Here is a 24,273-nt window from a genome sequence, read left to right as displayed (position 1 = left end):
TTCTTTTTATATAATTAACATTGCATCGCCAAAACTAAAGAATCTATATTCTAAATTTACTGCCGTTTTATAAGCATTCAGAACATTTTCACGAGTACTAAACGCTGATACTAGCATAACTAATGTTGATTTTGGTAAATGAAAATTAGTAATCTGGCCATCAATAGCTTTAAAATCAAATCCTGGATAAATAAATATATTAGTCCAGCCACTCGTTTCAACAAATTTATCATGATCGCGTCGAATTGTTTCAAGTGTACGTGTTGAAGTTGTACCAACTGATATAATGCGATGTCCTTTGGACTTAGTATCATTTAATAAATCAGCTGTTTCTTGTGTCATTTGATAATATTCACTATGCATTTCGTGGTCATTCACATCGTCGACGCTCACCGGTCTAAACGTACCTAATCCAACATGTAATGTAACAAATGCGATATTAACACCTTTATTTTTAATTTCAGTTAATAACTCATCAGTAAAATGTAATCCAGCTGTTGGTGCTGCCGCTGAACCACTTTCTTTAGCGTAAACTGTTTGATAACGATCTGGATCATCTAAACGTTCTTTGATGTATGGTGGCAGTGGCATTTCCCCTAATTCATCTAATCTTTCTTGTAAAATACCTTCATAATGTAAACGCATGATACGTCCACCTTGATCCATTTCTTTTATGCATTCAGCTATAATTTTGCCATTACCAAAATTCAATTTATTACCAACTTTAATACGCTTAGCTGGTTTCAGTAAGACTTCCCAATCATTACCTTCAATTTGAGTTAACATTAACATTTCAACTTTTGCACCAGTTTCTTCTTTTAAACCAAAAAGTCTAGCTGGCATTACTCGCGTATCGTTAAGCACTAATGTATCACCAGGTCTAAAATACTCAATGATATCTTTAAAATGTAAATGTTTCATTTCACCAGTTTCTCTATCCATGACTAATAAACGACTATGATCACGATCTTTTAAAGGCGTTTGAGCAATTAATGATTCTGGTAAGTCATAGTCAAATTCTTCAATATTCACGTTATTCTCTCTCCTCATTCGACTTTGCAAAATGTTCATAAGCTAATGGTGTTGCTTTTCTGCCACGCGGCGTACGTTCTAAAAAGCCTTTCTGAATAAGAAATGGCTCATAAACGTCCTCAATTGTAATACGTTCTTCGCCAATTGTTACGGCAATCGTATCTAAACCAACAGGTCCACCATTATACTGCTTAATAATACAGTTCATCATTTTATGATCAATGTAATCTAGTCCGTGTTGATCAACTTGAAGTAAACCTAATGCGTGCTTTGTTGTTTCAATGTATATTTGTTCATCTTCATTCACTTGCTGGAAGTCTCTTACCCGTTTCAATAGTCGATTGGCTACTCTTGGAGTCCCTCTAGAACGTTTAGCAAGTTCAATAGCACTTTCTTCATCAATACCTGTGCCTAAAACCTCAGCTGTTCTAATAATGATTTCTTTTAAATCTGATTCATTATAATATTCTAATCTTAAGTGCACACCAAATCGATCCCTTAGTGGACCTGTTAAGCTACCAGCTCGTGTTGTTGCACCTACCAAAGTGAATGGAGGTAAGTCGATACGGATACTTCTAGCCTCATCGCCTTTACCAATGATAATATCTAAAAAGAAATCTTCCATTGCAGGGTATAGCACTTCTTCAACAACACTACTCAGTCTGTGTATTTCATCAATAAACAAAACATCTCCAGGTTGAAGCCCTGATAAAATTGCAGCCAAATCACCAGGTCTTTCTAATGAAGGCCCTGATACTGTACGTATATTAACTTCCATTTCATTGGCAATGATATTAGATAATGTTGTCTTACCTAATCCAGGGGGGCCAAAAAGCAATACATGATCTAATGGTTCATGACGAAGTTTAGCCGCTTTAATAAATACTTCTAAATTACTTTTTATTGAATTTTGACCAATATATTGTCGTAATCTCGTAGGTCTAAGCGACAATTCAAAATCAGTTTCTTCACTATGCATTGATTGATCAACCATACGCTCATTCATGACAACACTTCCCCTATTAATCTATTTAAAATTAAGATACAACTAATTGAAGACCTGCCTTAACAGCTTCATCAACTGAGTCATATTTATTTTTATTTAACGTTTTCTCAACTTTTGCAAGCTCTCGTTTAGAATAACCTAATGCTTCTAACGCTAACATTGCTTCTTGCACGAATTGATCTTGCTCCGTCGATGTAGCGTCTACTTGTAATAATGAATCGCTATCTTCTTCAGTGATTTTCACTTTACCTTTTAAATCTAAGACAATCTGTCTTGCCGTTTTCTTACCAATTCCTGGGAATTTAGTTAAATACGTATCATTTTCATTTTCAATGGCACGTTTTACTTCATTAGGTGTACTTGTCGCTAAAATAGCTAAAGCTGATTTCGGACCAATACCAGTGACTTTAATTAAACTCAAGAACATATCTTTCTCTTCTTCACTACTAAATCCATACAATAATTGTGCATCTTCACGAACAATTAAAGATGTATGAATTAAAACTTCATGATCTAGATGCTTTTGAAAACGATAAGAATTTGGTGTTTGAATTTCATAACCAACACCAGCAGTTTCAACAACTACGTGTGTAGGATATAAATGTGTTAACTTACCTTTGACATACGCGTACATTATAGGCACATCCTTACATACTCATACTAATTAATTCTACTTTTGATACATAATCTAAATTTCTCAAAGCGCCAATAACATCTTCTACTGAAGTTTCTTTAGATTTAGCATTCAGTGATAATGTTATTGTTGCTTTTTCTTCCATTGGAATACTTTGATGAATCGTTAATACAGATAGTTCTAACTTTGATATAACATCTAGTACACGTGCCAACATACCCACAATATCAGTTACATATAAAATTAATGTAAATTCTCGATGGTCAAGCATTTTATCGTCTACTGGAAATATCGTTTCTCTATATTTATAAAAAGCACTTCTAGATAGATCAAACTGTTTAACGGCATCATAAATGGACAATGTCGGATCACTTTTTAAGGCATCTTTAATCTTCAATGTTTTAACCACGGATTCAGGCAAGACATCTTCTCTAATTAAATAAAACTTTTTATAATCTTTATTGTCCATCATGTTACGCTCCTATTCAACGAATTCAAATTCTCCGCCAAGAATTCTAACGATATCACCATTTTTACAACCACGTTCTCTAAGTGCATCATCAATACCCATCGAACGCATTTGACGAGCAAATCGACGTACTGCTGGATCGCTGTTAAAGTCAGTCATTTTAAACATTCTTTCAATAGCATTACCACTTACCACATAAGCACCATCATCATCTCTTGAAATTGTAAATTTATCTTGTGACGGTGTATGTTTATATAATACTCGGTTAATGCCAACTGACTCCTCTTCTTCAACTGTGAAGTCAACATCTTTATATTCTTCTAATTTATCTGCTATTGCATATAATAATTGATCAATATTATCACGCGTTATTGTTGAAACTGGAATAACTGGCACATCTTCGCCAATTTCTTCTTTAAACAAGATTAAATTATCTTGTGATTCAGGTAAATCCATCTTGTTAGCTACTACGATTTGAGGTCTATCTTCTAAACGTTGCTCGTACGCGGCTAATTCTTGATTAATGACTTTATAATCTTCAATAGGCTCTCTACCTTCAGAACCACTCATATCAATCATGTGAACAATAACTTTTGTTCTCTCTACATGTCTTAAAAATTGATGTCCTAATCCAACGCCATCAGATGCACCTTCAATTAAACCTGGTAAATCTGCCATAACAAAACTTCGTTGATCAGGTGTTGAAACAACTCCTAGATTTGGTTTAATCGTTGTAAAATGATATGCCCCTATTTTAGGCTTAGCTTTTGAAACGATAGATAATAAAGTCGATTTACCCACACTAGGGAAACCTACTAATCCTACATCAGCTAATAATTTCAATTCTAAAGATACATCTAATTCCTCACCTGGTTCACCTTTTTCACTGAAGTCAGGTGCAGGGTTTCTAGGTGTTGCAAAACGTGAATTACCTCGGCCACCTCGACCGCCCTTCGCTACTACAGCTCTTTGACCATCTTCAACAAGATCTGCTAACACTTCATCTGTTTCAACATTTTTAATAATTGTGCCAGGTGGAACTTTTAATACTAAATCTTCCGCATTTTTACCATGCATATTACTACTTTGGCCATTTTCACCTTTGCTTGCTTTAAAATGACGTTGATACCTAAAATCTAATAACGTTCTTAAACCTTCATCCACTTCAAATACGACTGAAGCACCTTTACCACCGTCACCGCCAGCTGGTCCACCAAATGGTACATATTTTTCTCTTCTGTATGCGGTAATACCATTACCACCATCACCGGCTTTAAGAGATATTTTGACTTGATCGACAAACATATATCTCACCTCTTTTACATATAATTTTCATTTTCCCAATAATTATAGCATATTAGAGCCCCTTATATATTGTAAATAATTAGGGGCTCTTATGCAGTTGCTTTTATAAATCTTTGCTTTAAAATACTTATATTTCTCAACACCAATTGTGGTACAGTTTATTCTTTAAACGCTGCAACTGTAATCCTTTTAGCCCCTTATATATTGTAAATAATTAGGGGCTCTTATGCAGTTGCTTTTAAGTTTACTTTACTCAAATTGCTGATATTTCCGAGTACCAAATTCGATACTTTTTGCTTTTTATACTGCAACTGTATTCCTTTGTCCCCTTATAGTTTAGCGATTAGGGGCTCTTATGCAGTTGCACATTTAGTATAATGTCTATAATTCCCATTTTTTAATAACAAAATGAAAATAATAATGAAAAACGTTTTATAAAAAGTAAAAAACACCAGAAGATTCACTTCTGGTGTTAACTAGACAAAATTATTCAGCTACTGCATATACAGAAACTTGTTTTTTGTCGCGACCTTTACGTTCGAATTTAACAACGCCGTCGATTTTAGCGAATAATGTATCATCGCCACCACGACCTACATTTTCACCAGGGTAAATTTTAGTACCACGTTGGCGATATAAAATTGAACCACCTGTTACGAATTGACCGTCAGCACGTTTAGCACCTAAGCGTTTTGATTCAGAGTCACGTCCGTTTTTTGTAGAACTTACCCCTTTTTTAGATGCGAAGAATTGTAAGTTTAATTTTAACATCGGAATGCACCTCACTTATAATTTAATCTAATATTCTCATTATATTCTTCTTCAATAGTTTGTAAAGACACAAGCATTGTTTGAAGAATTAGTTGCGCTTCATCGTTATTTGTATCAACGCTTCTTATATGAAAATGACCACCATTGTCGTCATAATTGATATCTGGTCTCTCAGATGTCAATCCTATAATCGCATTAACACTACCAAACAATACAGCTGAAGCTCCAGCACAAACGATATCATGACCATATTCACCATGGTCAGCATGGCCATCCATAATAACGTCTGTTACTTTGCCTTCATCATTAACTGTAATATCAACAGTAATCATAATAATTACGCGTTGATTTTATCGATTGTTAATTTAGTGTATGGTTGACGATGGCCTTTTTTACGTTTTGAATTTTTACGACGTTTGTATGTGAATACAGTGATTTTTTTACCGCGACCTTGTTTATTAACAGTAGCAGTAACTGTTGCACCTTCAACTGTTGGCGCTCCAACTTTAACTGAATCTCCACCTACAAATAATACTTTATCAAATGTAAAAGTATCTCCTTCGTTTACGTCTAATTTTTCAACGAAGATTTCTTGACCTTCTTCTACTTTGATTTGTTTTCCACCTGTTTCAATAATAGCAAACATACTTTGCACCTCCTGTATAATAAGTCACGCCATACATAGGTGACATTTCGTTATTGAGTCAAGCGTTTGCACTCTACGTTGTTTCGGTCGCAACTCGAGTCATTTATAAAGATAAACTCTTCTCGTTTCTTCCTTCAACGCCTTGATTGACAATCGCTTTCTTTCAATAACTTCTGCAAATGAGTCAAGCGTTTGCACTCTGTGGGAAAATCGCTTTCTTCATTAAAAATGTTCTTGAACCTATATTTGAGCGGTTGTATGTAGCTACTTATAACTACTCAACTATTGCATCTTACCATTGACGGCGTTTCATGTCAATGTCATTGTTTGTTTTTTTAAGGAACTTTATAATCAACGGATAAAGCATGATCAACAGTACAAAATTCATAATTAATGTTGGCAATAATCTAAAGACTACAAAATGAATAATATCAAATTGAATGAATCCTAACATACCGTATATTAATGCCACATAGACTTCTAATAATAAGGTGCTAGCTAATATAATAATGAATAACATCGAATGATCTTTGTAAAAAATTTTAAAGAATCGATCTATAAGTGCTAAAAACAATATATAGCCAAATAAGTACACTCCATAAATACTACCAAAGTATACATCAGTCATTACACCTAAAAATATGCTGAGCAATAATGATACGCCAAAGCTACGATACACTACCATCATTAAAATATACATAAATGTAAGGTGTGGTACAAATACAAGTTCAAACTTACCTATGTGCATTGGTATAAGAAGCCCAATTGCAGTATCTATATAAAATAGTAAAATACCTATCAAAAAATAATACAGTGTACGCATTATTTATCCCTGCTTTCATCATCAGGAATTGTTTTAGGATCTCTTTTTGCAACATAAACATGGCTCAAATCTGTTAAGTCTGCACCAGTCTTAACCCTAACTTCTTTAGCTAAGCCGTATTGATCATTTTGAACCTTAGTCACTTCTCCTATATATAAATTACTTGGTAGTTGATCAGCTAATCCACTTGTAACGACTTTATCACCTTTTGAGATATTATCTCTATTATTAATATCACTAATTACAAGTTCTGAGTTCTTTTCATCATAACGATCAATTAAGCCAAATATATTTTTAGAACCGTGTTGTATATTTACAGATAATTTACCCGCACGTGTATTAGTTGAGATTAAATCAACTTGTGAAGAAAATTTATTAACTTTAGTAACTCTTCCAACAAAACCTTGTGATGTCATCACAGCCATATTTGAAGTTATACCTGATTTAGATCCCTTATCAATTACAATTGTATTCATCCACTGATCCGGATTTCTTGCTAAAACCGTAGTAGAAATAGGATCAAATTTTGAAATATCTTTTAAATCAAGCTCTTTTTTTAATTTTTCATTTTCCGCTTCTAATTGTTGGTTCTTAGATTCTAACTGGCTAATCTTATTTTTAGATTCTTTAGAATCTCCTTTTTTAAAAAAGTCCCCAATCGTACCAGCAACAAAATTAACTGGATAACTCACAACTCGTTGTCCAAAAGACACAGAATCACCTATATATTGTTCAGGAGGTGATTGAGATTGTGAACGTATGGACAGCCCAATTAATGCAATAAAAACGATAATTGCACATAAAACAACAATTAATTTGTTATTTTTAAAAAACTTAAGCACCCAGAACACCTCTATTATGTCAAAATATTGTATATCCTTTTCTATTTTATATTACTCCCATTATGAAATAAAGCACTAACTACGAATTACTTTGAAAATGAACAACTCCGTAAAAAAAATTGTGGCATTTTAAAAACAAAAAACTACTAGCAAACATTCCAGTCACTAGTAGTTTAAATAATCGATTTAAATTTTAAAATTATCTGTTTGTATCGTTCGAGGATTCACTGTTCGAATTCTGAAGTTGTCTCCAACGTGCGAATAAGTTCTGGGCCTTTTGTTGTTCATTAGCTTGTTTCTGTTTTGATTGTTCTGCCATTTGAACTACACCAACCTTTTAAATTTATTCTAGTGACAGGATAACTAAAATATATTTCTTATGCAATAATTTCCTATTGATAAGCATTTTCGGGTTTTAGTTGTAAATTTTGCCCTAATTCATTTAAGTCTTGTTGCATTTCAAATTCAGTATTGTAAACACGCATTGACTCATCTCCAAATTTATAAAGAATAAATTCGTCTCCTCTTTGACCTATAATATATTGATCATTATAAGCCATGCGATTCATTCCAGACACAGCCATAAACTCTAGTTTATCTATCATTTTAAATACATTTTTAATTTGGCTTAATGGTACATTTTTTATTAAATCATTTTCTTTTAATGAATATTTCTCACCACTTACATAAACATGTTGGGCATCATTAGTGGGTTGCGTAACTTGATTCATTTGATCATTATCGTGATTTACAGGATTCCAATCTTGTTCTTTTAAAAAAGGTGCGTATTTCAAGGCGATATAAACAATTATCACAATTGCTATTACTGCTATAATGTTTTTAATCATACTAAATATCAATCTCATAGTTCGCCTCCAATGTCTTCATCTAATTATATATTTTATTATGTATATTTTCCTCAGTCTTCAGCCTTAATCATGATATATCTTAGGACTGATGCACGTTCATTTAAAATGGCTTATAATTTTGTTATGATTTAAAAGCGTATGAGGAGGTTTGTAGCATTGAGTATACTCACAATTATTTTAATAGCACTATTAGTCATCCTCCTTTTTAGAGTTGGACTTTCTATTTTGCGATTTTTAATTTATGTCGGACTTGTTTTATTATGTATTTACTTAGGATATCAAGGCTTAATATGGTTGCTCGATTTTTTTCAAATAAATAGTGGATTTTTACCACACTTTCAATTTAACAATTAAATCTATTCTGCATAACAAAACTCCTAATGTACTAGTTTAGAATTTTTTAACTAGTTCCACATTAGGAGTTTAATTTGTTTTCAAGCACGTATACTACTTGATGAACAGATTACTATTATTTACGCCCAAATGCGTTAGATAAAAATCGTATCAGCGCGTAGCTACCACTTAGTAATAGGCCCCAAACGATTCCAGTAATAATTGAGCCTATTGCTACACTTAATAAAGGAAAAGCTTGTTTCGTAACAATCACACCTGCTAATGCCGTTACTAAAATACCTAACGTAGATAAAGCTAATGTTATTAATAGATTGCGCTTTGTTACAGGTTCATTTTTAATATTTAACTGCATGGTATAAACCATTGGCACGAGAACCCCGATAATAATAAATAGAGTCACTATTTTTCCTCCAATGAAAGTACTTCGTAGGTATTATACACAAGATACGTCATTAATTCTATCAACTTCAATCATTTTCATCAAAGTAACCCGCTTCTACAAGACTGGTAAATCTATTATCACCGATTATAATATGATCCAATAAATCTATTCCTAAAATCAAACCACACTCCTTCAACCTCATTGTTGTTATTATATCTTCTTGTGAGGGCGTTACATCACCGGATGGATGATTATGAACTGCGATGATTGCATTGGCATTTTCTCTCACCGCAATACTAAAAAATTCACGTGGATGTACAATCGAACTATTTAATGTACCTTTAAAAACACAGGTTTCTTTAATCACTACATTTTTTGAATTTAACAATAAAATGACAAAATGTTCTTGTGTTAAATCTTTCATTGTTGGAATCATATAATCAGCAACATCACTTGGTTGCGTTATTTTTATACGATTATTTTCAGCTCTTCTCCCCATCCTTTCCCCTAACTCAAATGCCGCTTTTAATGTAATTGCTTTTTGTAATCCAATCCCTTTAACTTGTATCAAATCGTTAATTGAAGATTTTTTCAATTCATTCAGATTCGATGCAGATTTAAGCAGTTCATTACTAATGTCAATACTCGAGAATCCTTTTCTTCCGGTGTTAATTAATATAGCTAATAATTCTGTATTCGAAAGACTTTTTGCACCATGGCTTAACAAACGTTCTCTTGGCATTTCTGAAGTTACCATTTCTTTAATTTTCAAAAATATACGCCTCCTAAAAATTGATGGATATCATTATAAAAAAGTGAATTGATAAAAAAGGAAATAAATATAAATGGAACAAGGGGTAATAGTTTAATCGGCTTAAATATCATGGTAATTAAAGCAACTAAACCAGCAATGACAAATGTAAATATAATGACATAAATAGTGAATTGGAGAGGGAAAAACAAAGAAAGTGCAGATATTAGTAAAACGTCACCATAACCAATATATGACCGAAATAAAAAGTAGAATATATGCGTGGTCATACTAATAATGATAAAAGCTACTGGATAAGTAATACTTAACGAGAGAGAAACAATACAATAAATTATAATTAAGCGACAATCTAACATTAAAGAAGTGATATCGGTCATAGTAAAAATAAGCAGAAAAACATATGTAGTTATAAAAAGCGTAGCATTTACGTATGTGAAATCATACTTAATAAAGACGATAGGTATTAAAGCAAAGGTTTCCCCAAAGAAATGTGTTAGCGAAATACGCTTATGACAGTTTCGACATCTCCCTTTTAATAATAAAAAACTAATAATCGGCATTAATTCATACCATTTGAGTGATGAATTACAATAATCACATTTCGATCTTCTATGTAAATAATCAAATGACGTTTCTTCAATAGATATAAATTGATATAGAAAACTAAAAATACAACTGCAACTATAAGATAACAATACTACCAAATGACAACCTCCTTACGTAAATTATAGTTACTTATTACCAAAATGTAAATATACACTATTCTCCAAATATTGAACCTCTTTTTCATTTAAATTTTTCAATATTACTAAGCATAATTGATGGATACTTTAACAGCCCATTACTGCTCGGCAAATTTAATAATGGCAAGAAATTAACCTTATAAACACATACGATTTAGAGCATAAAAAATAACCATGAAGCTACCTATTGATTAAATAGATTCTTCATGGCTATTTTAGTTTTATAATGCTTCAAAGTCTAATTTTGATTTAACTTCACTTATGAAGTACAGACTACCGGTAATTACTAATGTATCACCTTGATAATTTTTTATAAATTCTACGTAGTCATCTACTAATTGTATATCGTCATTTTCAATGCTACCTACAATTTCTTCTTTGCGTAACGCTTTCGGAAAATCAAATTCAGTTGCATAAAATGTATGCGCAATTAAACTTAAATGTTTGACCATCTCGTTAATCGGTTTTCCGTTTATTGCTGAGAACAAAATATCTACTTTTTCTTTATCATGGTACTGTTTAATTGTATCAATTAGAGCATCTATACTCTCTGAATTATGTGCGCCATCCAAAATGATTAAAGGTTTGTCATGCACCTGCTCAATACGTCCAGTCCAACGAACTGATTCAATACCGTCTATCATCTTATTGAAATCTAATTCAATTAATCCTTGTTCATTTAATTCAATAAGAGCTGTTATGGCTAATGCAGCATTTTGTTTCTGATGTTCACCTAACATACTTAAAATGATTGTTTCTAATTCATAATCTTTATAACGGTAAGTAAATTCATCATTTTGCGATACAACAACAATTTCTCTATCTAATTCAATTGGCTTTGCATGTTGTTCAATTGCGCGTTCACGAACATACTTTAATGCATCTTCATTTTTAACAGCATATATAACTGGAACGTTAGGCTTTATAATCGCGCCTTTATCCCTAGCAATATCTAGATAAGTACCACCTAAAATATCTGTATGGTCTAGACCGATACTAGTTAAGATTGATAAAATCGGTGTAAAGACATTTGTCGAATCGTTCTTTATACCCAATCCAGCCTCAACAATGACAAAATCAACAGGATGTATTTCACCAAAATATAAAAACATCATCGCTGTGATTATTTCGAATTCAGTTGCAACACCTAAATCTGTTTCACGTTCCATCATTTCACTAACTGGTTTAATACGTGATACTAATTCTACAATAGCGTCATTTGATATTGGCACACCATTTAGACTAATTCGTTCATTAAATGTTTCAATAAACGGCGACGTAAATGTACCTACTTCATAACCATTTTCAACTAAAGCTGTTCTAAGGTAAGCAACTGTAGAGCCTTTACCATTCGTGCCACCTACATGAATACCCTTAATGTTATTTTGAGGATTATTAAATTGTGCTAGCATCCATTCCATACGTTTAACACCTGGTTTGATGCCAAATTTAGTTCTTTCGTGTATCCAATACAAGCTCTCTAGGTAATTCATTGTTACTAACTCCTATGCTTTTAATTGTTCAATTCTTGCCTTCACACCATCATATTTTTCTTGATAATCTTGTTTTTTACGTTTTTCTTCATTTATAACCTTTTCAGGTGCTTTACTTACAAAGTTTTCATTAGAGAGCTTTTTATCTACTCTATCTAATTCGCTTTGAAGTTTAGCTAATTCTTTTTCCAAACGGCTGATTTCCTTATCCATATCAATTAGCCCTTCTAATGGTAATACCACTTTACCTGCAATTACAACTGATGTCATTGCTTTCTCAGGAATTTCCACGTCAGTGCTTATATTTAACGTACTAGGATTACAGAATTTGATTAAATAATCTTTGTTTTGTGATAAAGTTGTTTCAATTTCTTTATCTTTAGCTTGAATTAAAATAGGTATTTCTTTAGACAATGGCGTATTTACTTCTACACGTGATTGTCTTACAGATTTAATGATTTCAACAAGTTGTTGCATTGTTTGTTTACTTTCTTCAAAAATCAATGATTCACGCACTTCTGGCCATGAAGCTTTAACAATTGTTTCACCTTCATGTGGTAAACTTTGCCATATTTTCTCTGTTACAAATGGCATGAATGGATGTAGCATTCTCATAATATTGTCTAAAGTATAACTCAATACTGAACGTGTAACTTGTTTTTGTTCTTCATCATTACCATTCATTGGAATTTTACTCATTTCAATGTACCAATCACAGAAATCATCCCAAATGAAATTATATAATGCTCGTCCAACTTCGCCGAATTCATATTTGTCACTTAGATCAGTAACTGTTGCAATCGTTTCATTTAAACGTGTTAGAATCCATTTATCTGCTAATGATAAGTTACCACTTAAATCGATATCTTCAACTTTAAAGTCTTCACCGATATTCATTAAACTGAAACGTGCTCCATTCCAAATTTTATTGATAAAGTTCCACACTGACTCAACTTTTTCAGTTGAGTATCTTAAATCATGTCCTGGAGATGAACCCGTTGCTAAGAAGTAACGCAAGCTATCAGCACCGTATTCGTCAATAACATCCATTGGATCCACACCATTACCTAATGATTTACTCATCTTACGCCCGTCTTCAGCGCGAACTAAGCCGTGTAATAACACATCATTAAATGGACGACGATCTGTAAATTCTAAGCCTTGGAATATCATACGTGCTACCCAGAAAAAGATAATGTCGTAACCTGTAACTAAGGCATTTGTTGGGTAGTATCGTTTAAAGTCTTCGCTTTCTAAATCAGGCCAACCTAACGTAGAGAAAGGCCATAAAGCACTTGAGAACCACGTATCTAATACATCTTCATCTTGTTGCCAATTTTCAATATCAGTTGGCGCTTCTTCTCCAACATATATTTCTCCTGTTTCTTTATGATACCAAGCCGGAATTTGATGACCCCACCATAATTGTCTTGAAATCGTCCAATCTCTAATATTTTCCATCCATTGGTTAAATGTATGTTCGAAACGTTGCGGATAAAAATCAATACGATCATCTGTTTTTTGGTTATCTAATGAACGTTTCGCTAAGTCTTCCATGCGCACAAACCATTGCGTTGATAAATATGGTTCAACAACAGCGCCAGATCGTTCTGAATGACCTACAGAATGAACATGATCTTCAATCTTGATAACTAAATCTTGTTCTTTTAAATCTTCAACTAGCTGTTTACGACAATCAAAACGGTCCATACCTTCGTATTTACCAGCTTTGTTGTTCATTTTACCATTTTCATCCATAACGATAATATTTTCTAATTGATGTCTTTGACCAATTTCAAAATCATTAGGGTCATGTGCTGGTGTCACTTTCATAGCACCAGAACCGAAGTCTATATCAACATATTCATCTGCTAAAATAGGCAGTTCGCGTCCTACGATTGGTAATATAACAGTTTTACCGATTACATCTTTGTATCGTTCGTCATTAGGGTTAACAACAATCGCTGTATCACCTAACATCGTTTCTGGTCTTGTAGTTGCAATTTCAATAAAACCTTCACCATCAGCGTAAGGATATTTAAAATGATAAAACGCACCTTGAACATCTTCATGTATTACTTCAATATCAGATAAAGCTGTACGTGCTTTAGGATCCCAATTTATAATACGTTCGCCACGATAAATAATTCCTTTATTGTATAAATCAACAAAAACTTTTTTAACTGCTTTACTTAAACCTTCATCTAAAGTAAAACGTTCTCTACTATAATCTAAACCTAGACCTAATTTAGCCCATTGCGCACGAATAAATGACGCATACTCTTCTTTCCAATCCCATGCTTGTTCTAAAAACTTTTCACGACCAAGATCATATCTAGTTATTCCTTGTTCATTTAATTTAGCTTCTACCTTTGCCTGTGTCGCAATACCAGCATGATCCATACCTGGTAAGTATAACGTATCGTATCCTTGCATACGTTTCATACGTGTAATGATATCTTGTAAAGTTGTATCCCATGCATGTCCTAAATGTAATTTACCAGTTACATTTGGTGGCGGGATAACAATTGTATATGTTTCTTTTGATTTATCTTCTGACGGTTTAAAATAACCATTCTTCACCCATTCTTCATAACGTCCCGCTTCAACTTCACGAGGATCATATTTTGGTTTCATTTCCATTTGCTATACCTCCTAAAAAATAAAAAATATCCATCCTATATACAAATAGGACGGATATTCCGTGGTACCACCTATATTCAAGAAGGATGATTAATATCAAATTCACTCTTTTAACATAATTGGAATAATCATACCAATACTATCATCGTGAAATTTGAAATGCTTCATCTCTTCAAGCACTCTAGATTATGATTAACGCTCAAACACGTCTTAGCCTACTATTAATCACGTTCAGCTAAGATACTCTGTGGGCTACCTTCAGTAAAAATCATTTACATACTCACACCAAATCATATGCTCTCTTTAAAATAATTTGAACTTACTCTTCCCAAATCCTATATTAAACTCTTAACTTATAGTATAATGATTGACAAAATAAGTCAATGTATAGGTGGGAATAAAATGAATGAATGCGCATTTGGAACTAAAGATCCAGTCTACTTAGACTATCATGATCATGTATGGGGACAACCGCTCTATGATAGCAAGGCATTGTTTAAACTTTTAGCATTAGAATCACAACATGCTGGGCTATCTTGGTTAACTATTTTAAAAAAGAAAGAAGCCTATGAAGAAGCATTTTATGATTTCGAACCAGAAAAGGTAGCACAAATGACCGCTCATGATATCGACCGCTTAATGACTTTTCCAAATATCGTTCATCATCGTAAAAAATTAGAAGCAATTGTTAATCAAGCTCAAGGGTATTTAAAAATTGAACAAGCATTTGGTAGTTTTAGTAAATTTTTATGGTCTTATGTAAATGGTAAGCCTAAAGATTTGCAGTATGAACATGCTTCTGATCGTATCACAGTTGATGATACTGCAACACAACTATCTAAAGATTTAAAACAATACGGGTTCAAATTTTTAGGTCCAGTAACAGTATTTTCGTTTTTAGAGGCAGCCGGTTTATATGATGCACATTTAAAAGATTGTCCATCAAAGCCTAGACACAATTAATTTGCTATAGCATCATAAAGTAAACGAGACATCATCTATTTTTAACTAATAGACTGTCTCGTTTTTTAATGTAGAAATTTATTCAAATCACAAGTTAAAGTTCCATGTTAATGCACTTCTAATATTAGATATCTTAATTTAAAAATAGATGTAAAACCTTTGCTTAAACCTTAATAATGAATTCTATCCTAAGCATAATTTAACTTAAATGGATGATAGTTTCTAATCTTCACGCTTATTCGAACGATATTTTAAAAAGTAATTAATTCCTGGTGCAATAATAAATAGGATGAAAAAGATTCGGAAAATATGATAACTCGTAATCATAGCAACATCGGCACCAGTAGCTAATGCAACTAAAACTATCTGATTAACCCCTCCTGGTGCTGCACCAAGAAACAATTCATTAATAGGATTATTATCAAAGAAATGTATGATATAAACCATGATTAGCGCACCAATTATCAACATAATATTTTGAATTGTAATTGCGATTGCTAGTCTACCTTTTAAATCTGACAATAAATGCGCAATTTGAACTCCAATTCTAATCATATATATTAGTTGTGCCATGTTCAACAACCAATGATCTAGTGTAAATGTTAGACCTGTAGAAAAATTCCAAACAATTAATACAATGAGTGGTGCTAATAATTGAAATGTTGGAAACTTTATTTTAGACATAATTAGATAAACTATAAAGATAGCTATCGCTAAAATAACTATTTGCCCTATGTTTAATACTTGTGATAAAGGCAAGACTTTTGTTAACTTACCATTCGCATGCATGTTACCATCATGAAAAAAATATGAAATGAACGGTACTAAAACAACAACAAATATAATTCGTGATGTTTGCGTTAAGCTAACAACTAACAAATTAGCACGTTTGTCTTGTTCAGCCATGACCAACATTTGTGTTAGTGCTCCTGGTATAACACTTAAAATAGCTGTTTCTGTATTAATACGTGCAATTTTTTTAAAAATAAATGCCATTACTAAGGCAATTAATAATATCGAAATAGATACTACAATAATCGAAAGCCAATTGTCTTTAATATCCATAACGACATTTTTCGTAAACGTTGATCCGATTTGCACACCTAATAGTACAATTCCTAATTCACTAAGTAAGAATGGCCATTTAATATCAAGTTTGAAAACTTTTACACAAATGATTGATGCGATAATAGGACCAAACATAAATGGGAGTAATACGTGCGATGAATACAGTAGAATACTAATAAAAAATGATAAAACGAACACAATGAAATTATTTCTATATATCATTGTCATGTTTTCTACTTCTTTCAATAAAAAATAAAATGACTAAATTGCTGCTTGAGCTTCACGTTTGTTAAGATAACAATATCCGCTAGCAGTTTTGACTACAAAGCATATATGGACTTTCACTATCAAGTCGCCGCCATGCCTGATATACATTTAAAAAGAGCCTGAACAAAGTTCAGGCTCTCAATTTGTCCGTATATTTATTTTACAATACGACTTAAAGCCGTATCAAATGCTTGAATCGTTTTTTCAATATCTTCTTTCGTGTGTGCCGTAGATAAGAATGTACCTTCAAATTGAGATGGTGGTAAAAACACACCTTCTTTTGCCATTTCACGATACATTTCTGCAAATAATTTCAAATCACTTTTATTCGCTTGTTCAAAATTAGTTACAGGTCCTTCATTTAAGAAATAACCAATCATTGAACCTGCTCTATTTACAGTTATTGGTACATTGTGTTTAGCAAATACACGCTTTAAACCGTCTTCAAGTATATCGCCTAACATATTAAAATACTCATATGTCTCTGGCGTTAATTGACTTAACGTTTCATAACCACTTGTCATTGCAAGAGGATTTCCTGATAACGTACCAGCTTGATAAATATTTCCTAATGGTGCTATATGATCCATGATTTCTTTTTTACCACCAAAAGCACCTACTGGTAGTCCTCCACCGATAACTTTTCCTAAGCAAGTTAAATCTGGTGTCACACCAAAGTGACCTTGTGCACAATGATAACCGACTCTGAAACCAGTCATTACTTCATCGAAAATTAGCAATGCGCCGTATTCAGTCGTAATATCTCTTAATCCCTGTAAAAAACCTTCAATCGGCGGTACGACACCCATATTACCAGCAACAGGTTCTACGATTACACCAGCAATATCGTCTCCAAATTTTTCGAAAGCGATTTTAAGTGCATCTAAATCATTGTATGGAACTGTAATTGTATTTTTAGCAATACCTTCAGGCACACCAGGAGAATCCGGCAATCCTAATGTTGCCACCCCTGACCCAGCTTTGATTAATAACGAATCACTATGACCATGATAGCAACCTTCAAATTTTACAATTTTATTTCTGCCAGTATAACCACGTGCTAATCTTAAAGTATCCAATGTAGCTTCTGTACCAGATGACACCATACGCACTTTTTCTATTGAAGGTACTCGGTCAATAACGAGCTGCGCCAATTTATTTTCAAGTAATGTTGATGCACCAAAACTTGTACCTTTATCAATTGCTTCATGTAAATGACTAATAACTTGAGGGTCTCTATGTCCTAAAATAAGTGGCCCCCAACTTAGTACATAGTCGATATACTCGTTACCATCGATATCATAAATTTTTGAGCCTTTACCGTGATCCATAAAAATTGCTGGTGTATCTACTGATTTAAATGCGCGTACTGGACTATTTACACCACCAGGCATTAAAGTTTCAGCAACCTTCATTGCTTCTTCTGACTTCGTATATCTCATAAAGTAAATTCCTCCTATAGTTTATGGAAAATCATACATATAAAACCTTATTTATCTAAATAGCGACAAATGTCCTTTGCAAAATACGTAATAATCATATCAGCACCTGCACGTTTCATTGAAACCATTTGTTCCATAACGACACGTTCTTCATCAATCCAACCATTTTGTGCCGCTGCTTTAGTCATACTATATTCTCCACTCACATTATATGCAACAACTGGAACATTCGTATGATTTTTAACGTCTCGAACTATATCTAAATAACTTAGAGCAGGTTTAACAATCATCATGTCGCACCCTTCTTTAAGATCACTTTCTAATTCACGAAGTGCTTCCAAACGGTTAGCAGGGTCCATCTGATACGTTTTTCTATCCCCAAATGATGGCGCTGAATCTGCTGCATCTCTAAAAGGTCCGAAGAAACTTGATGCATACTTGACACCATAACTCATTATAGGAATATTGTAATAGCCGGCTTCATCTAATCCACGACGAATTTCAGCAACAAAACCATCCATCATATTACTTGGTGCAATAATATCAGCACCAGCTTCTACTTGAGAAATTGCTGTTTTAACAAGTAGTGGCAATGATTTATCATTGTCAACGTCATGTGTATGGTCATCAATCACACCACAATGACCATGATCAGTATATTCACATAAACAAGTGTCTGCAACAATTAATAAGTCATCATACATTTTTTTAGCAATACGTGTTGCCTGTTGAATAACACCATCGTGAATGTATGCACCAGTACCTATATCATCTTTTGAGTTTGGAACACCGAAAAACATAATGGCACGTATGCCTAAGTCATAAGCTTCTTTTAATTCACTTTCAAGTAAATTCAAACTGATTTGGTATACACCTGGCAATGACTTAATTTCTTTTTTCACATCGTCTTTTTCAACTACAAAAATTGGATATATTAAATCTTCTTTTCTTACATGATTCTCTCTAACCATATCTCTCATTGTCGCTGATGATCTCAATCTTCTATGTCTATCAAATTTCATTTTTAGCCCCTACTTTCTAAAATCTTTTCAATTAGTGATTCGAGTGTTTGAATTTCTGCAATTGTTACTGGCTGTTGATATGATTTAATGGTCCGTGCTGTTTGTTCTCCAATAGCAAAATACGACTTGAATTTTGGTACAAATCCTTCATTAAAATAATAACGTACTGCCGACGAACTTGAAAATGTTAATGCATCGATTTGTTGATGTTCTATCATTTCTTTAACATCTTGTATATTTTGTTTGTTAGGCACTGAAGTATATAAATCTATTTTAACAACTTCATTATCTTCAGATAACGCTGCTGATAACAATGGTCTCGCCAATTCACTCGAAGGCAAAAGTATTTTTTGGTTAGTTTGATTAAATGATTCTAAAAATCCTTCTTGAGAAAAGTCGTTTGGCATAAAATCAACTCGAATGCCAAGTGATTCACAATATTGCGCTGTCTTACTTCCTATCACAGCAATGTTATCAACATTAATTCCTTTTAGATATTTATAAAAGAATTTCACAGCATTTTTAGATGAAAAAATAAGCCAGTCATAGCGTTGATTTAACAAATGAATATCAAAATTTAGTGGCTTTATATCAATAAAAGGTTTGTGAATAATTGATACTAAATCACTTTGCATGTCATTTGTTTGTGTCATAACTACAACTGGCTTCATATTTAAACGTCACTCCATTATTTAATGTTGTTCATTTAAGCGTTTTATAATTTCATAAGCACCTTGCTCTTTTAATTTGTTACTCACTTTTTTTCCTAACTCAACCGGATCTGTTCCGTTCATTGTATATTCAAATCGTTCTTTACCATCTGGGGTCATAATTAAACCTGTAAATTCGATTTCTTTTTGATCTGAGATTGTAGCATATCCTGCGATTGGCACCTGACAACTACCATCCATTTCTGCTAAAAACGTTCGTTCAGCAGTCACACATTTTGCAACCTCATCATTATGTACTTTGCTTAATAATGTTAATAGTTCTTCATCGTCACTACGACATTCTATCCCTAAAGCACCTTGTCCAATTGCAGGTAACAATGTATCTCTATCAAGATAAGATGTTACAATATCATCTGACCAGCCCATTCTTCTTAAACCAGCTGCAGCTAAAATAATCGCATCATAATCTTCAGTTTGTAACTTTTCTAATCGTGTATCTATATTACCTCTAATCCATTTAATCTCTAAATTAGGATACTTAGATAATATTTGTGCACCACGACGTAATGAACTAGTACCAATAATACTACCTTCTGGCAATTGGGATAGTGGTGTATGTGTTTTAGAAATATACGCATCAAAAGGTAATTCTCTATCAGGGATACAACCTAATGTTAAACCTTCCGGAATTACACTTGGTACGTCTTTCAGCGAGTGTATTGCCATATCGATATTTTTTTCAAAAAGTTCATGTTGTATTTCTTTAACAAATAAGCCTTTGCCTCCGACTTTAGACAATTGTTTATCTACTATACGATCGCCTTTCGTGACAATTTCTTTAATTTCAATTTCTAGATTTGGCTCGACAGCTTTTAATTTATCAATAAATTGCTGGCTTTGTGTTAAAGCTAATTTACTTCTTCTGGAGCCAACGACTAATTTACGCATGTTCAATTCCTCCTAGGAACGGATTGCTCTAGATTATTTTCTTAATTCACAAAATGTGTTGCAAAAAATAAATTAATCATATTTAAGCAAAATAAAATAATGTTATAGTATATTAAATACCTTGAATTCAACCATTTGTTGATTCTAAGTAAAATATAACTTCCATATAATACTGTAATAATTGAAGAGAGTATTACCTTCGGGTCAATGAATATACGTTCACCAACTGAAATTACACCCCATTGTGTACCTAAAATAATACTAAATATGAGAATTATCCACCCACTTAACGTTGAATAAAACACAATTGATTCAAGTGTAGCAACGCTACCTATTCTAAAGTATTTTTGATCAAAACGCTTTTCCTTCAAATTACGGTATTGCATGATATACAGTAATGCATTGACAAAAGCTAAGGCAAAGAAGACATAACTTAACACAGCTAGACCAATATGGACTAACAGTAACTCGTCTACAACAGCAATTTTCTGAACCTTATTAGTATAATGTGTCGGTTGAAATGTATTCATCCCTAAAAGTGTTAACCCTATTAAATTCAAGAAAAACACAGAGAAATTCAAAACTTTGATAAGGTTAAGAATTAAAGAGATTGAAATAATCAGCCAACTTAAAGTATAGAATACATCTGAAATAGACCCTAATGGAATATGTTTAGTTTGTATAATAAAAATAGATAAAGAGATTGTTTGTAAAACCCAAACAATCCCCAATAAATATATGCCTAAACTTCTAATCTTATGACTTTTTTGGACAAAATCATAAAAATAGCAAATGATACTGATTAAGTATATTAATAATATAATTTCATTGAATCGAATAAACAGGTTTTCTTGCATATTATCACCATATTAATATGCTTATTCAAAACTAAAGATACGTCGCGCTGAAATTTCCTTGACCTTGCTTTCTTTTTGTTGCTTCGCTTGCTCATGAGGACATTTAGCTTCGATATCAAATATATTTTGAAATAGCTCTAATTTTTCATTACTTTTCTTATCACTACTTAATTCTTTGGCCTGTTTAATAGGATCTTTCAACATTTGATTGATGATACTTTTTGTATGTTTAGATATAATTTTACGTTCTCTTTCGCTTAACCCTGGCAATTTACGATCAATACTGTCCATCGTTTCCGCTTGAATTGCCATAGCTTTTTCACGTAAAGCTCTAATCACTGGAACAACACCCAACATACTAACCCACTCATTGTGTGCATGTATTTCTGCAGGAATTTGTTCCGAAATTGTTGCAGCCGCTAATTGTCGCTCACGTAAGTTTGCATCAACTAAACCTTTTAAGTCATCAACATCATAATTAAAGATGTTTGTGATGGCACTAATACCAGGTTCAATATCTCGAGGAACTGCAATATCAATCAATACTAGTGAATCTTGCTTTCTATTTTCTGCAATTCTTTCTATCATTTCATTTGTAATGATATAAGATTGTGCACTCGTCGAACTAATCACAATATCTGCACTTTCAAGTAAATTTGGTAATGATGATAGTTCATCATATTTCACTTGATGCTTTGCTGCTAATTTCATAGCATTTTCAATTGTTCTATTTACTACTGTAATATCAGTAATTCCAGAACCAAGAAGATTTAATAGTGATAATTCACTCATTTCCCCTGCACCAATAATGATAGCTTGCTTACTTTTCAATTTGCCAAATACTTTTTTCGCCAACTCGACCGCAGCATAAGACACACTTACAGCATTATCAGCTATATCTGTTTCATTATGTGCTCTTTTTGCAAAAGTAATTGCCTGTTTAAATAGATGATTAAAAATTGTTCCTGTCGTACCTGTGCTTTGCGCTAAGAATAATGCATCTCTTATTTGACCTAAAATTTGAGTTTCTCCAAGTACGATTGAATCTAAACCAGAAGTGACACGCAATAAATGTTCTACTGCTTCGTCCCCCACTTTTACTTCTGACATTGCTTTAATATCATCTACTTCAAATCCAAATGCACGAGCTAGAAATCGTTGAATATAGTAACGACCTGTGTGAATTTGATCAACAACAGCATATACTTCAGTTCGATTACATGTTGATAATATGACATTTTCTAAAATAGATTTAGTTTCATATAAATCTTCATGGGCAATTCGTAAGGCATCATCTCTAAAAGCAACTTGCTCTCTTAGTGCAACATCAGCTGTGCGATGATTTATACTAATTGCAATAAAATGCATTTGAAACGCCCCCATATATACTAACAATACAAATATTATAACATAATTTAAAATCCAATTAAGTACGATGCTTAAATAAATTATAATCTTTCTAATTTACTTTTGAGTTTTTGACAAAATGATGAACGTTGAAAAATGTTATCAATTGTGTACTAATTAAAAGTTTCGTGCTTACATTATTTTTAAAATTTTTGTATAAGTTTTGTCGTACAAAAACTATGAAATATACGGTTCAATTAAATTCCATATTTGTTGTTGTTTATTATTTTGAATTGATGAATAACTTACAATTGTATCGTCTGGGTCCATATCTAATTGTGTCTTAATATTTTTAATATGCTTTTGAACTTTGCCTTTTGGAATTTTGTCTTCTTTAGTGCATATAACTAAAGTAGGAATATCAAAATGTTTCAAATAATTGTACATTAAGATATCATCTTGTGTTGGATCATGTCTTAAATCAACTAATTGAATAACTAATTGTAAATTCTCTCTCTTAGTTATATATTCCTCAATCATTTTCCCAAATTTTTCACGTTGTGTTTTACTTACTTTAGCATATCCATACCCTGGAACATCCACAAAAATAAGTTGTTCATCTATATTATAAAAATTTAACGTTTGCGTTTTGCCGGGTTGCTGTGATGTACGTGCCATATTTTTTCTGCCAATCATACTATTGATAAATGTAGACTTACCTACATTAGATCGACCGCTCAGTGCAACTTCAGACAATTCTGTTTCTGGATATTGATCTTCCTTTACTGCACTAATGATTAATTCTATATTATTAGGATTAACTTTCATTTTATATCCTCACTTTTTTATATTCTCTTTCAACTTTACCATTATATAATATTTGAACCTTTCGGTATACATTATA

The 24,273-nt window shown here is 32.7% G+C and carries 28 protein-coding genes and 2 other annotated features; of the genes, 2 read left to right on the top strand and 26 right to left on the bottom strand.

From position 1 onward, the window contains the following. Window positions 1-6: 6 nt before the first annotated feature. From queA to NST10_RS01890, 12 genes are all read right to left on the bottom strand, one after another. Window positions 7-1,032 carry a tRNA preQ1(34) S-adenosylmethionine ribosyltransferase-isomerase QueA gene (gene queA / locus NST10_RS01945; RefSeq protein WP_001019178.1) on the bottom strand — a complete coding sequence of 342 codons (1,026 nt, stop codon included), beginning with the start codon at window positions 1,030-1,032 and terminating at the stop codon, window positions 7-9. A gap of 1 nt (window position 1,033) precedes the next feature. Further along, window positions 1,034-2,038, bottom strand: coding sequence for a Holliday junction branch migration DNA helicase RuvB (ruvB, locus tag NST10_RS01940; RefSeq protein WP_001005767.1), 1,005 nt, complete (start codon window positions 2,036-2,038; stop codon window positions 1,034-1,036). Window positions 2,039-2,069: 31 nt separating this feature from the next. Further along, window positions 2,070-2,672, bottom strand: a complete 603-nt coding sequence (gene ruvA / locus NST10_RS01935; protein WP_000271546.1) for a Holliday junction branch migration protein RuvA — start codon at window positions 2,670-2,672, stop codon at window positions 2,070-2,072. A gap of 13 nt (window positions 2,673-2,685) precedes the next feature. Next, on the bottom strand, window positions 2,686-3,141 hold the full coding sequence (locus tag NST10_RS01930) for an ACT domain-containing protein (protein WP_000368902.1): 456 nt from the start codon (window positions 3,139-3,141) through the stop codon (window positions 2,686-2,688). Window positions 3,142-3,153: 12 nt separating this feature from the next. Then, window positions 3,154-4,446, bottom strand: a complete 1,293-nt coding sequence (gene obgE / locus NST10_RS01925; protein WP_000496098.1) for a GTPase ObgE — start codon at window positions 4,444-4,446, stop codon at window positions 3,154-3,156. A gap of 486 nt (window positions 4,447-4,932) precedes the next feature. Then, complete coding sequence (gene rpmA / locus NST10_RS01920; RefSeq protein WP_000916187.1) at window positions 4,933-5,217, bottom strand: 50S ribosomal protein L27; 285 nt, start codon at window positions 5,215-5,217, stop codon at window positions 4,933-4,935. Window positions 5,218-5,228: 11 nt separating this feature from the next. Beyond that, on the bottom strand, window positions 5,229-5,549 hold the full coding sequence (locus NST10_RS01915) for a ribosomal-processing cysteine protease Prp (protein ID WP_000633692.1): 321 nt from the start codon (window positions 5,547-5,549) through the stop codon (window positions 5,229-5,231). Window positions 5,550-5,554: 5 nt separating this feature from the next. Then, window positions 5,555-5,863: a 50S ribosomal protein L21 gene (gene rplU / locus NST10_RS01910; protein ID WP_000457386.1), complete on the bottom strand. Its 309-nt coding sequence runs from the start codon at window positions 5,861-5,863 to the stop codon at window positions 5,555-5,557. Between the two features lie 12 nt (window positions 5,864-5,875). Beyond that, window positions 5,876-6,129: a sequence feature (ribosomal protein L21 leader region), on the bottom strand. 26 nt (window positions 6,130-6,155) lie between these two features. Next, window positions 6,156-6,686, bottom strand: a complete 531-nt coding sequence (gene mreD / locus NST10_RS01905) for a rod shape-determining protein MreD (RefSeq protein WP_001259929.1) — start codon at window positions 6,684-6,686, stop codon at window positions 6,156-6,158. After that, window positions 6,686-7,528, bottom strand: a complete 843-nt coding sequence (gene mreC, locus NST10_RS01900; RefSeq protein WP_000911041.1) for a rod shape-determining protein MreC — start codon at window positions 7,526-7,528, stop codon at window positions 6,686-6,688. The genes mreD and mreC overlap by 1 nt, the downstream gene beginning before the upstream one ends. 199 nt (window positions 7,529-7,727) lie before the next feature. Continuing rightward, a complete protein-coding gene (locus NST10_RS01895; protein ID WP_000840603.1) occupies window positions 7,728-7,847 on the bottom strand; it encodes a hypothetical protein in 120 nt (39 codons plus the stop codon). Between the two features lie 73 nt (window positions 7,848-7,920). Continuing rightward, window positions 7,921-8,394 carry a DUF4930 family protein gene (locus tag NST10_RS01890; RefSeq protein WP_001236733.1) on the bottom strand — a complete coding sequence of 158 codons (474 nt, stop codon included), beginning with the start codon at window positions 8,392-8,394 and terminating at the stop codon, window positions 7,921-7,923. 159 nt (window positions 8,395-8,553) lie between these two features. Here NST10_RS01890 and NST10_RS01885 point away from each other — a divergent pair, with 159 nt between their 5' ends. Further along, entirely contained in the window at window positions 8,554-8,751 is a 198-nt protein-coding gene (locus tag NST10_RS01885; protein WP_000025835.1) for a hypothetical protein, read from the top strand. A 115-nt stretch (window positions 8,752-8,866) separates the two neighbouring features. Here NST10_RS01885 and NST10_RS01880 read toward each other — a convergent pair whose 3' ends face one another. The 5 genes from NST10_RS01880 to NST10_RS01860 form a co-directional block, all read right to left on the bottom strand. Further along, complete coding sequence (locus NST10_RS01880) at window positions 8,867-9,151, bottom strand: hypothetical protein (protein WP_000171861.1); 285 nt, start codon at window positions 9,149-9,151, stop codon at window positions 8,867-8,869. Window positions 9,152-9,218: 67 nt separating this feature from the next. After that, window positions 9,219-9,905 (bottom strand): DNA repair protein RadC, encoded by a 687-nt coding sequence (gene radC, locus NST10_RS01875; protein WP_000692881.1) that lies wholly within the window; start codon window positions 9,903-9,905, stop codon window positions 9,219-9,221. Further along, a complete protein-coding gene (locus tag NST10_RS01870) occupies window positions 9,902-10,609 on the bottom strand; it encodes an A24 family peptidase (RefSeq protein ID WP_000261106.1) in 708 nt (235 codons plus the stop codon). The genes radC and NST10_RS01870 overlap by 4 nt, the downstream gene beginning before the upstream one ends. 260 nt (window positions 10,610-10,869) lie before the next feature. Continuing rightward, on the bottom strand, window positions 10,870-12,141 hold the full coding sequence (locus NST10_RS01865) for a folylpolyglutamate synthase/dihydrofolate synthase family protein (protein WP_001108339.1): 1,272 nt from the start codon (window positions 12,139-12,141) through the stop codon (window positions 10,870-10,872). Between the two features lie 12 nt (window positions 12,142-12,153). Beyond that, window positions 12,154-14,784 carry a valine--tRNA ligase gene (locus NST10_RS01860; protein ID WP_000425358.1) on the bottom strand — a complete coding sequence of 877 codons (2,631 nt, stop codon included), beginning with the start codon at window positions 14,782-14,784 and terminating at the stop codon, window positions 12,154-12,156. A gap of 43 nt (window positions 14,785-14,827) precedes the next feature. Continuing rightward, window positions 14,828-15,129: a binding site (T-box leader), on the bottom strand. A 57-nt stretch (window positions 15,130-15,186) separates the two neighbouring features. Here NST10_RS01860 and NST10_RS01855 point away from each other — a divergent pair. Further along, window positions 15,187-15,747: a DNA-3-methyladenine glycosylase I gene (locus tag NST10_RS01855; protein ID WP_001001218.1), complete on the top strand. Its 561-nt coding sequence runs from the start codon at window positions 15,187-15,189 to the stop codon at window positions 15,745-15,747. A 222-nt stretch (window positions 15,748-15,969) separates the two neighbouring features. On the opposite strand, the gene NST10_RS01850 is transcribed toward NST10_RS01855, so the two are convergent. The 9 genes from NST10_RS01850 to yihA form a co-directional block, all read right to left on the bottom strand. Next, window positions 15,970-17,043: an AbrB family transcriptional regulator gene (locus NST10_RS01850; RefSeq protein ID WP_000178006.1), complete on the bottom strand. Its 1,074-nt coding sequence runs from the start codon at window positions 17,041-17,043 to the stop codon at window positions 15,970-15,972. Window positions 17,044-17,076: 33 nt separating this feature from the next. Beyond that, window positions 17,077-17,190 carry a hypothetical protein gene (locus NST10_RS01845; protein ID WP_031788448.1) on the bottom strand — a complete coding sequence of 38 codons (114 nt, stop codon included), beginning with the start codon at window positions 17,188-17,190 and terminating at the stop codon, window positions 17,077-17,079. Between the two features lie 47 nt (window positions 17,191-17,237). Continuing rightward, window positions 17,238-18,524, bottom strand: coding sequence for a glutamate-1-semialdehyde 2,1-aminomutase (hemL, locus tag NST10_RS01840; protein ID WP_001270861.1), 1,287 nt, complete (start codon window positions 18,522-18,524; stop codon window positions 17,238-17,240). Window positions 18,525-18,571: 47 nt separating this feature from the next. Beyond that, window positions 18,572-19,546 (bottom strand): porphobilinogen synthase, encoded by a 975-nt coding sequence (gene hemB / locus NST10_RS01835; RefSeq protein ID WP_000667126.1) that lies wholly within the window; start codon window positions 19,544-19,546, stop codon window positions 18,572-18,574. Window positions 19,547-19,548: 2 nt separating this feature from the next. Further along, window positions 19,549-20,217, bottom strand: coding sequence for a uroporphyrinogen-III synthase (locus NST10_RS01830; RefSeq protein ID WP_000805946.1), 669 nt, complete (start codon window positions 20,215-20,217; stop codon window positions 19,549-19,551). Window positions 20,218-20,238: 21 nt separating this feature from the next. After that, the gene (gene hemC / locus NST10_RS01825; protein ID WP_001230225.1) at window positions 20,239-21,165 is read right to left on the bottom strand and encodes a hydroxymethylbilane synthase; all 927 of its coding nucleotides are present in this window, start codon (window positions 21,163-21,165) and stop codon (window positions 20,239-20,241) included. A 41-nt stretch (window positions 21,166-21,206) separates the two neighbouring features. Next, window positions 21,207-22,022 (bottom strand): cytochrome c biogenesis protein, encoded by an 816-nt coding sequence (locus tag NST10_RS01820; RefSeq protein ID WP_001157326.1) that lies wholly within the window; start codon window positions 22,020-22,022, stop codon window positions 21,207-21,209. Window positions 22,023-22,043: 21 nt separating this feature from the next. Then, window positions 22,044-23,390, bottom strand: a complete 1,347-nt coding sequence (gene hemA / locus NST10_RS01815) for a glutamyl-tRNA reductase (RefSeq protein ID WP_339210825.1) — start codon at window positions 23,388-23,390, stop codon at window positions 22,044-22,046. Between the two features lie 216 nt (window positions 23,391-23,606). After that, window positions 23,607-24,197 carry a ribosome biogenesis GTP-binding protein YihA/YsxC gene (gene yihA / locus NST10_RS01810; RefSeq protein ID WP_000867694.1) on the bottom strand — a complete coding sequence of 197 codons (591 nt, stop codon included), beginning with the start codon at window positions 24,195-24,197 and terminating at the stop codon, window positions 23,607-23,609. Between the last annotated feature and the right edge of the window lie 76 nt (window positions 24,198-24,273).

Origin of the sequence: Staphylococcus sp. FSL W8-0305, from assembly GCF_037966415.1 — a bacterium.
GTDB lineage: Bacteria > Bacillota > Bacilli > Staphylococcales > Staphylococcaceae > Staphylococcus > Staphylococcus aureus.
The sequence above is the reverse complement of the archived record's forward strand: the minus strand, read 5'-3'. Positions and strand labels throughout refer to the sequence as shown.

Excerpts from the sequence above, each read along its gene's own strand:
- rplU (WP_000457386.1), bottom strand. The coding sequence starts at position 5,863 with ATGTTTGCTATTATTGAAACAGGTGGAAAACAAATCAAAGTAGAAGAA.
- hemB (WP_000667126.1), bottom strand. The coding sequence starts at position 19,546 with ATGAAATTTGATAGACATAGAAGATTGAGATCATCAGCGACAATGAGA.
- NST10_RS01860 (WP_000425358.1), bottom strand. The coding sequence starts at position 14,784 with ATGGAAATGAAACCAAAATATGATCCTCGTGAAGTTGAAGCGGGACGT.
- NST10_RS01930 (WP_000368902.1), bottom strand. The coding sequence starts at position 3,141 with ATGGACAATAAAGATTATAAAAAGTTTTATTTAATTAGAGAAGATGTC.
- obgE (WP_000496098.1), bottom strand. The coding sequence starts at position 4,446 with ATGTTTGTCGATCAAGTCAAAATATCTCTTAAAGCCGGTGATGGTGGT.
- NST10_RS01895 (WP_000840603.1), bottom strand. The coding sequence starts at position 7,847 with ATGGCAGAACAATCAAAACAGAAACAAGCTAATGAACAACAAAAGGCC.
- hemA (WP_339210825.1), bottom strand. The coding sequence starts at position 23,390 with ATGCATTTTATTGCAATTAGTATAAATCATCGCACAGCTGATGTTGCA.
- ruvA (WP_000271546.1), bottom strand. The coding sequence starts at position 2,672 with ATGTACGCGTATGTCAAAGGTAAGTTAACACATTTATATCCTACACAC.
- NST10_RS01845 (WP_031788448.1), bottom strand. The coding sequence starts at position 17,190 with ATGTATATCAGGCATGGCGGCGACTTGATAGTGAAAGTCCATATATGC.
- NST10_RS01865 (WP_001108339.1), bottom strand. The coding sequence starts at position 12,141 with ATGAATTACCTAGAGAGCTTGTATTGGATACACGAAAGAACTAAATTT.
- ruvB (WP_001005767.1), bottom strand. The coding sequence starts at position 2,038 with ATGAATGAGCGTATGGTTGATCAATCAATGCATAGTGAAGAAACTGAT.
- hemC (WP_001230225.1), bottom strand. The coding sequence starts at position 21,165 with ATGCGTAAATTAGTCGTTGGCTCCAGAAGAAGTAAATTAGCTTTAACA.
- NST10_RS01830 (WP_000805946.1), bottom strand. The coding sequence starts at position 20,217 with ATGAAGCCAGTTGTAGTTATGACACAAACAAATGACATGCAAAGTGAT.
- NST10_RS01915 (WP_000633692.1), bottom strand. The coding sequence starts at position 5,549 with ATGATTACTGTTGATATTACAGTTAATGATGAAGGCAAAGTAACAGAC.
- NST10_RS01890 (WP_001236733.1), bottom strand. The coding sequence starts at position 8,394 with ATGAGATTGATATTTAGTATGATTAAAAACATTATAGCAGTAATAGCA.
- hemL (WP_001270861.1), bottom strand. The coding sequence starts at position 18,524 with ATGAGATATACGAAGTCAGAAGAAGCAATGAAGGTTGCTGAAACTTTA.
- NST10_RS01850 (WP_000178006.1), bottom strand. The coding sequence starts at position 17,043 with ATGACAATGATATATAGAAATAATTTCATTGTGTTCGTTTTATCATTT.
- rpmA (WP_000916187.1), bottom strand. The coding sequence starts at position 5,217 with ATGTTAAAATTAAACTTACAATTCTTCGCATCTAAAAAAGGGGTAAGT.
- yihA (WP_000867694.1), bottom strand. The coding sequence starts at position 24,197 with ATGAAAGTTAATCCTAATAATATAGAATTAATCATTAGTGCAGTAAAG.
- mreD (WP_001259929.1), bottom strand. The coding sequence starts at position 6,686 with ATGCGTACACTGTATTATTTTTTGATAGGTATTTTACTATTTTATATA.
- NST10_RS01820 (WP_001157326.1), bottom strand. The coding sequence starts at position 22,022 with ATGCAAGAAAACCTGTTTATTCGATTCAATGAAATTATATTATTAATA.
- NST10_RS01855 (WP_001001218.1), top strand. The coding sequence starts at position 15,187 with ATGAATGAATGCGCATTTGGAACTAAAGATCCAGTCTACTTAGACTAT.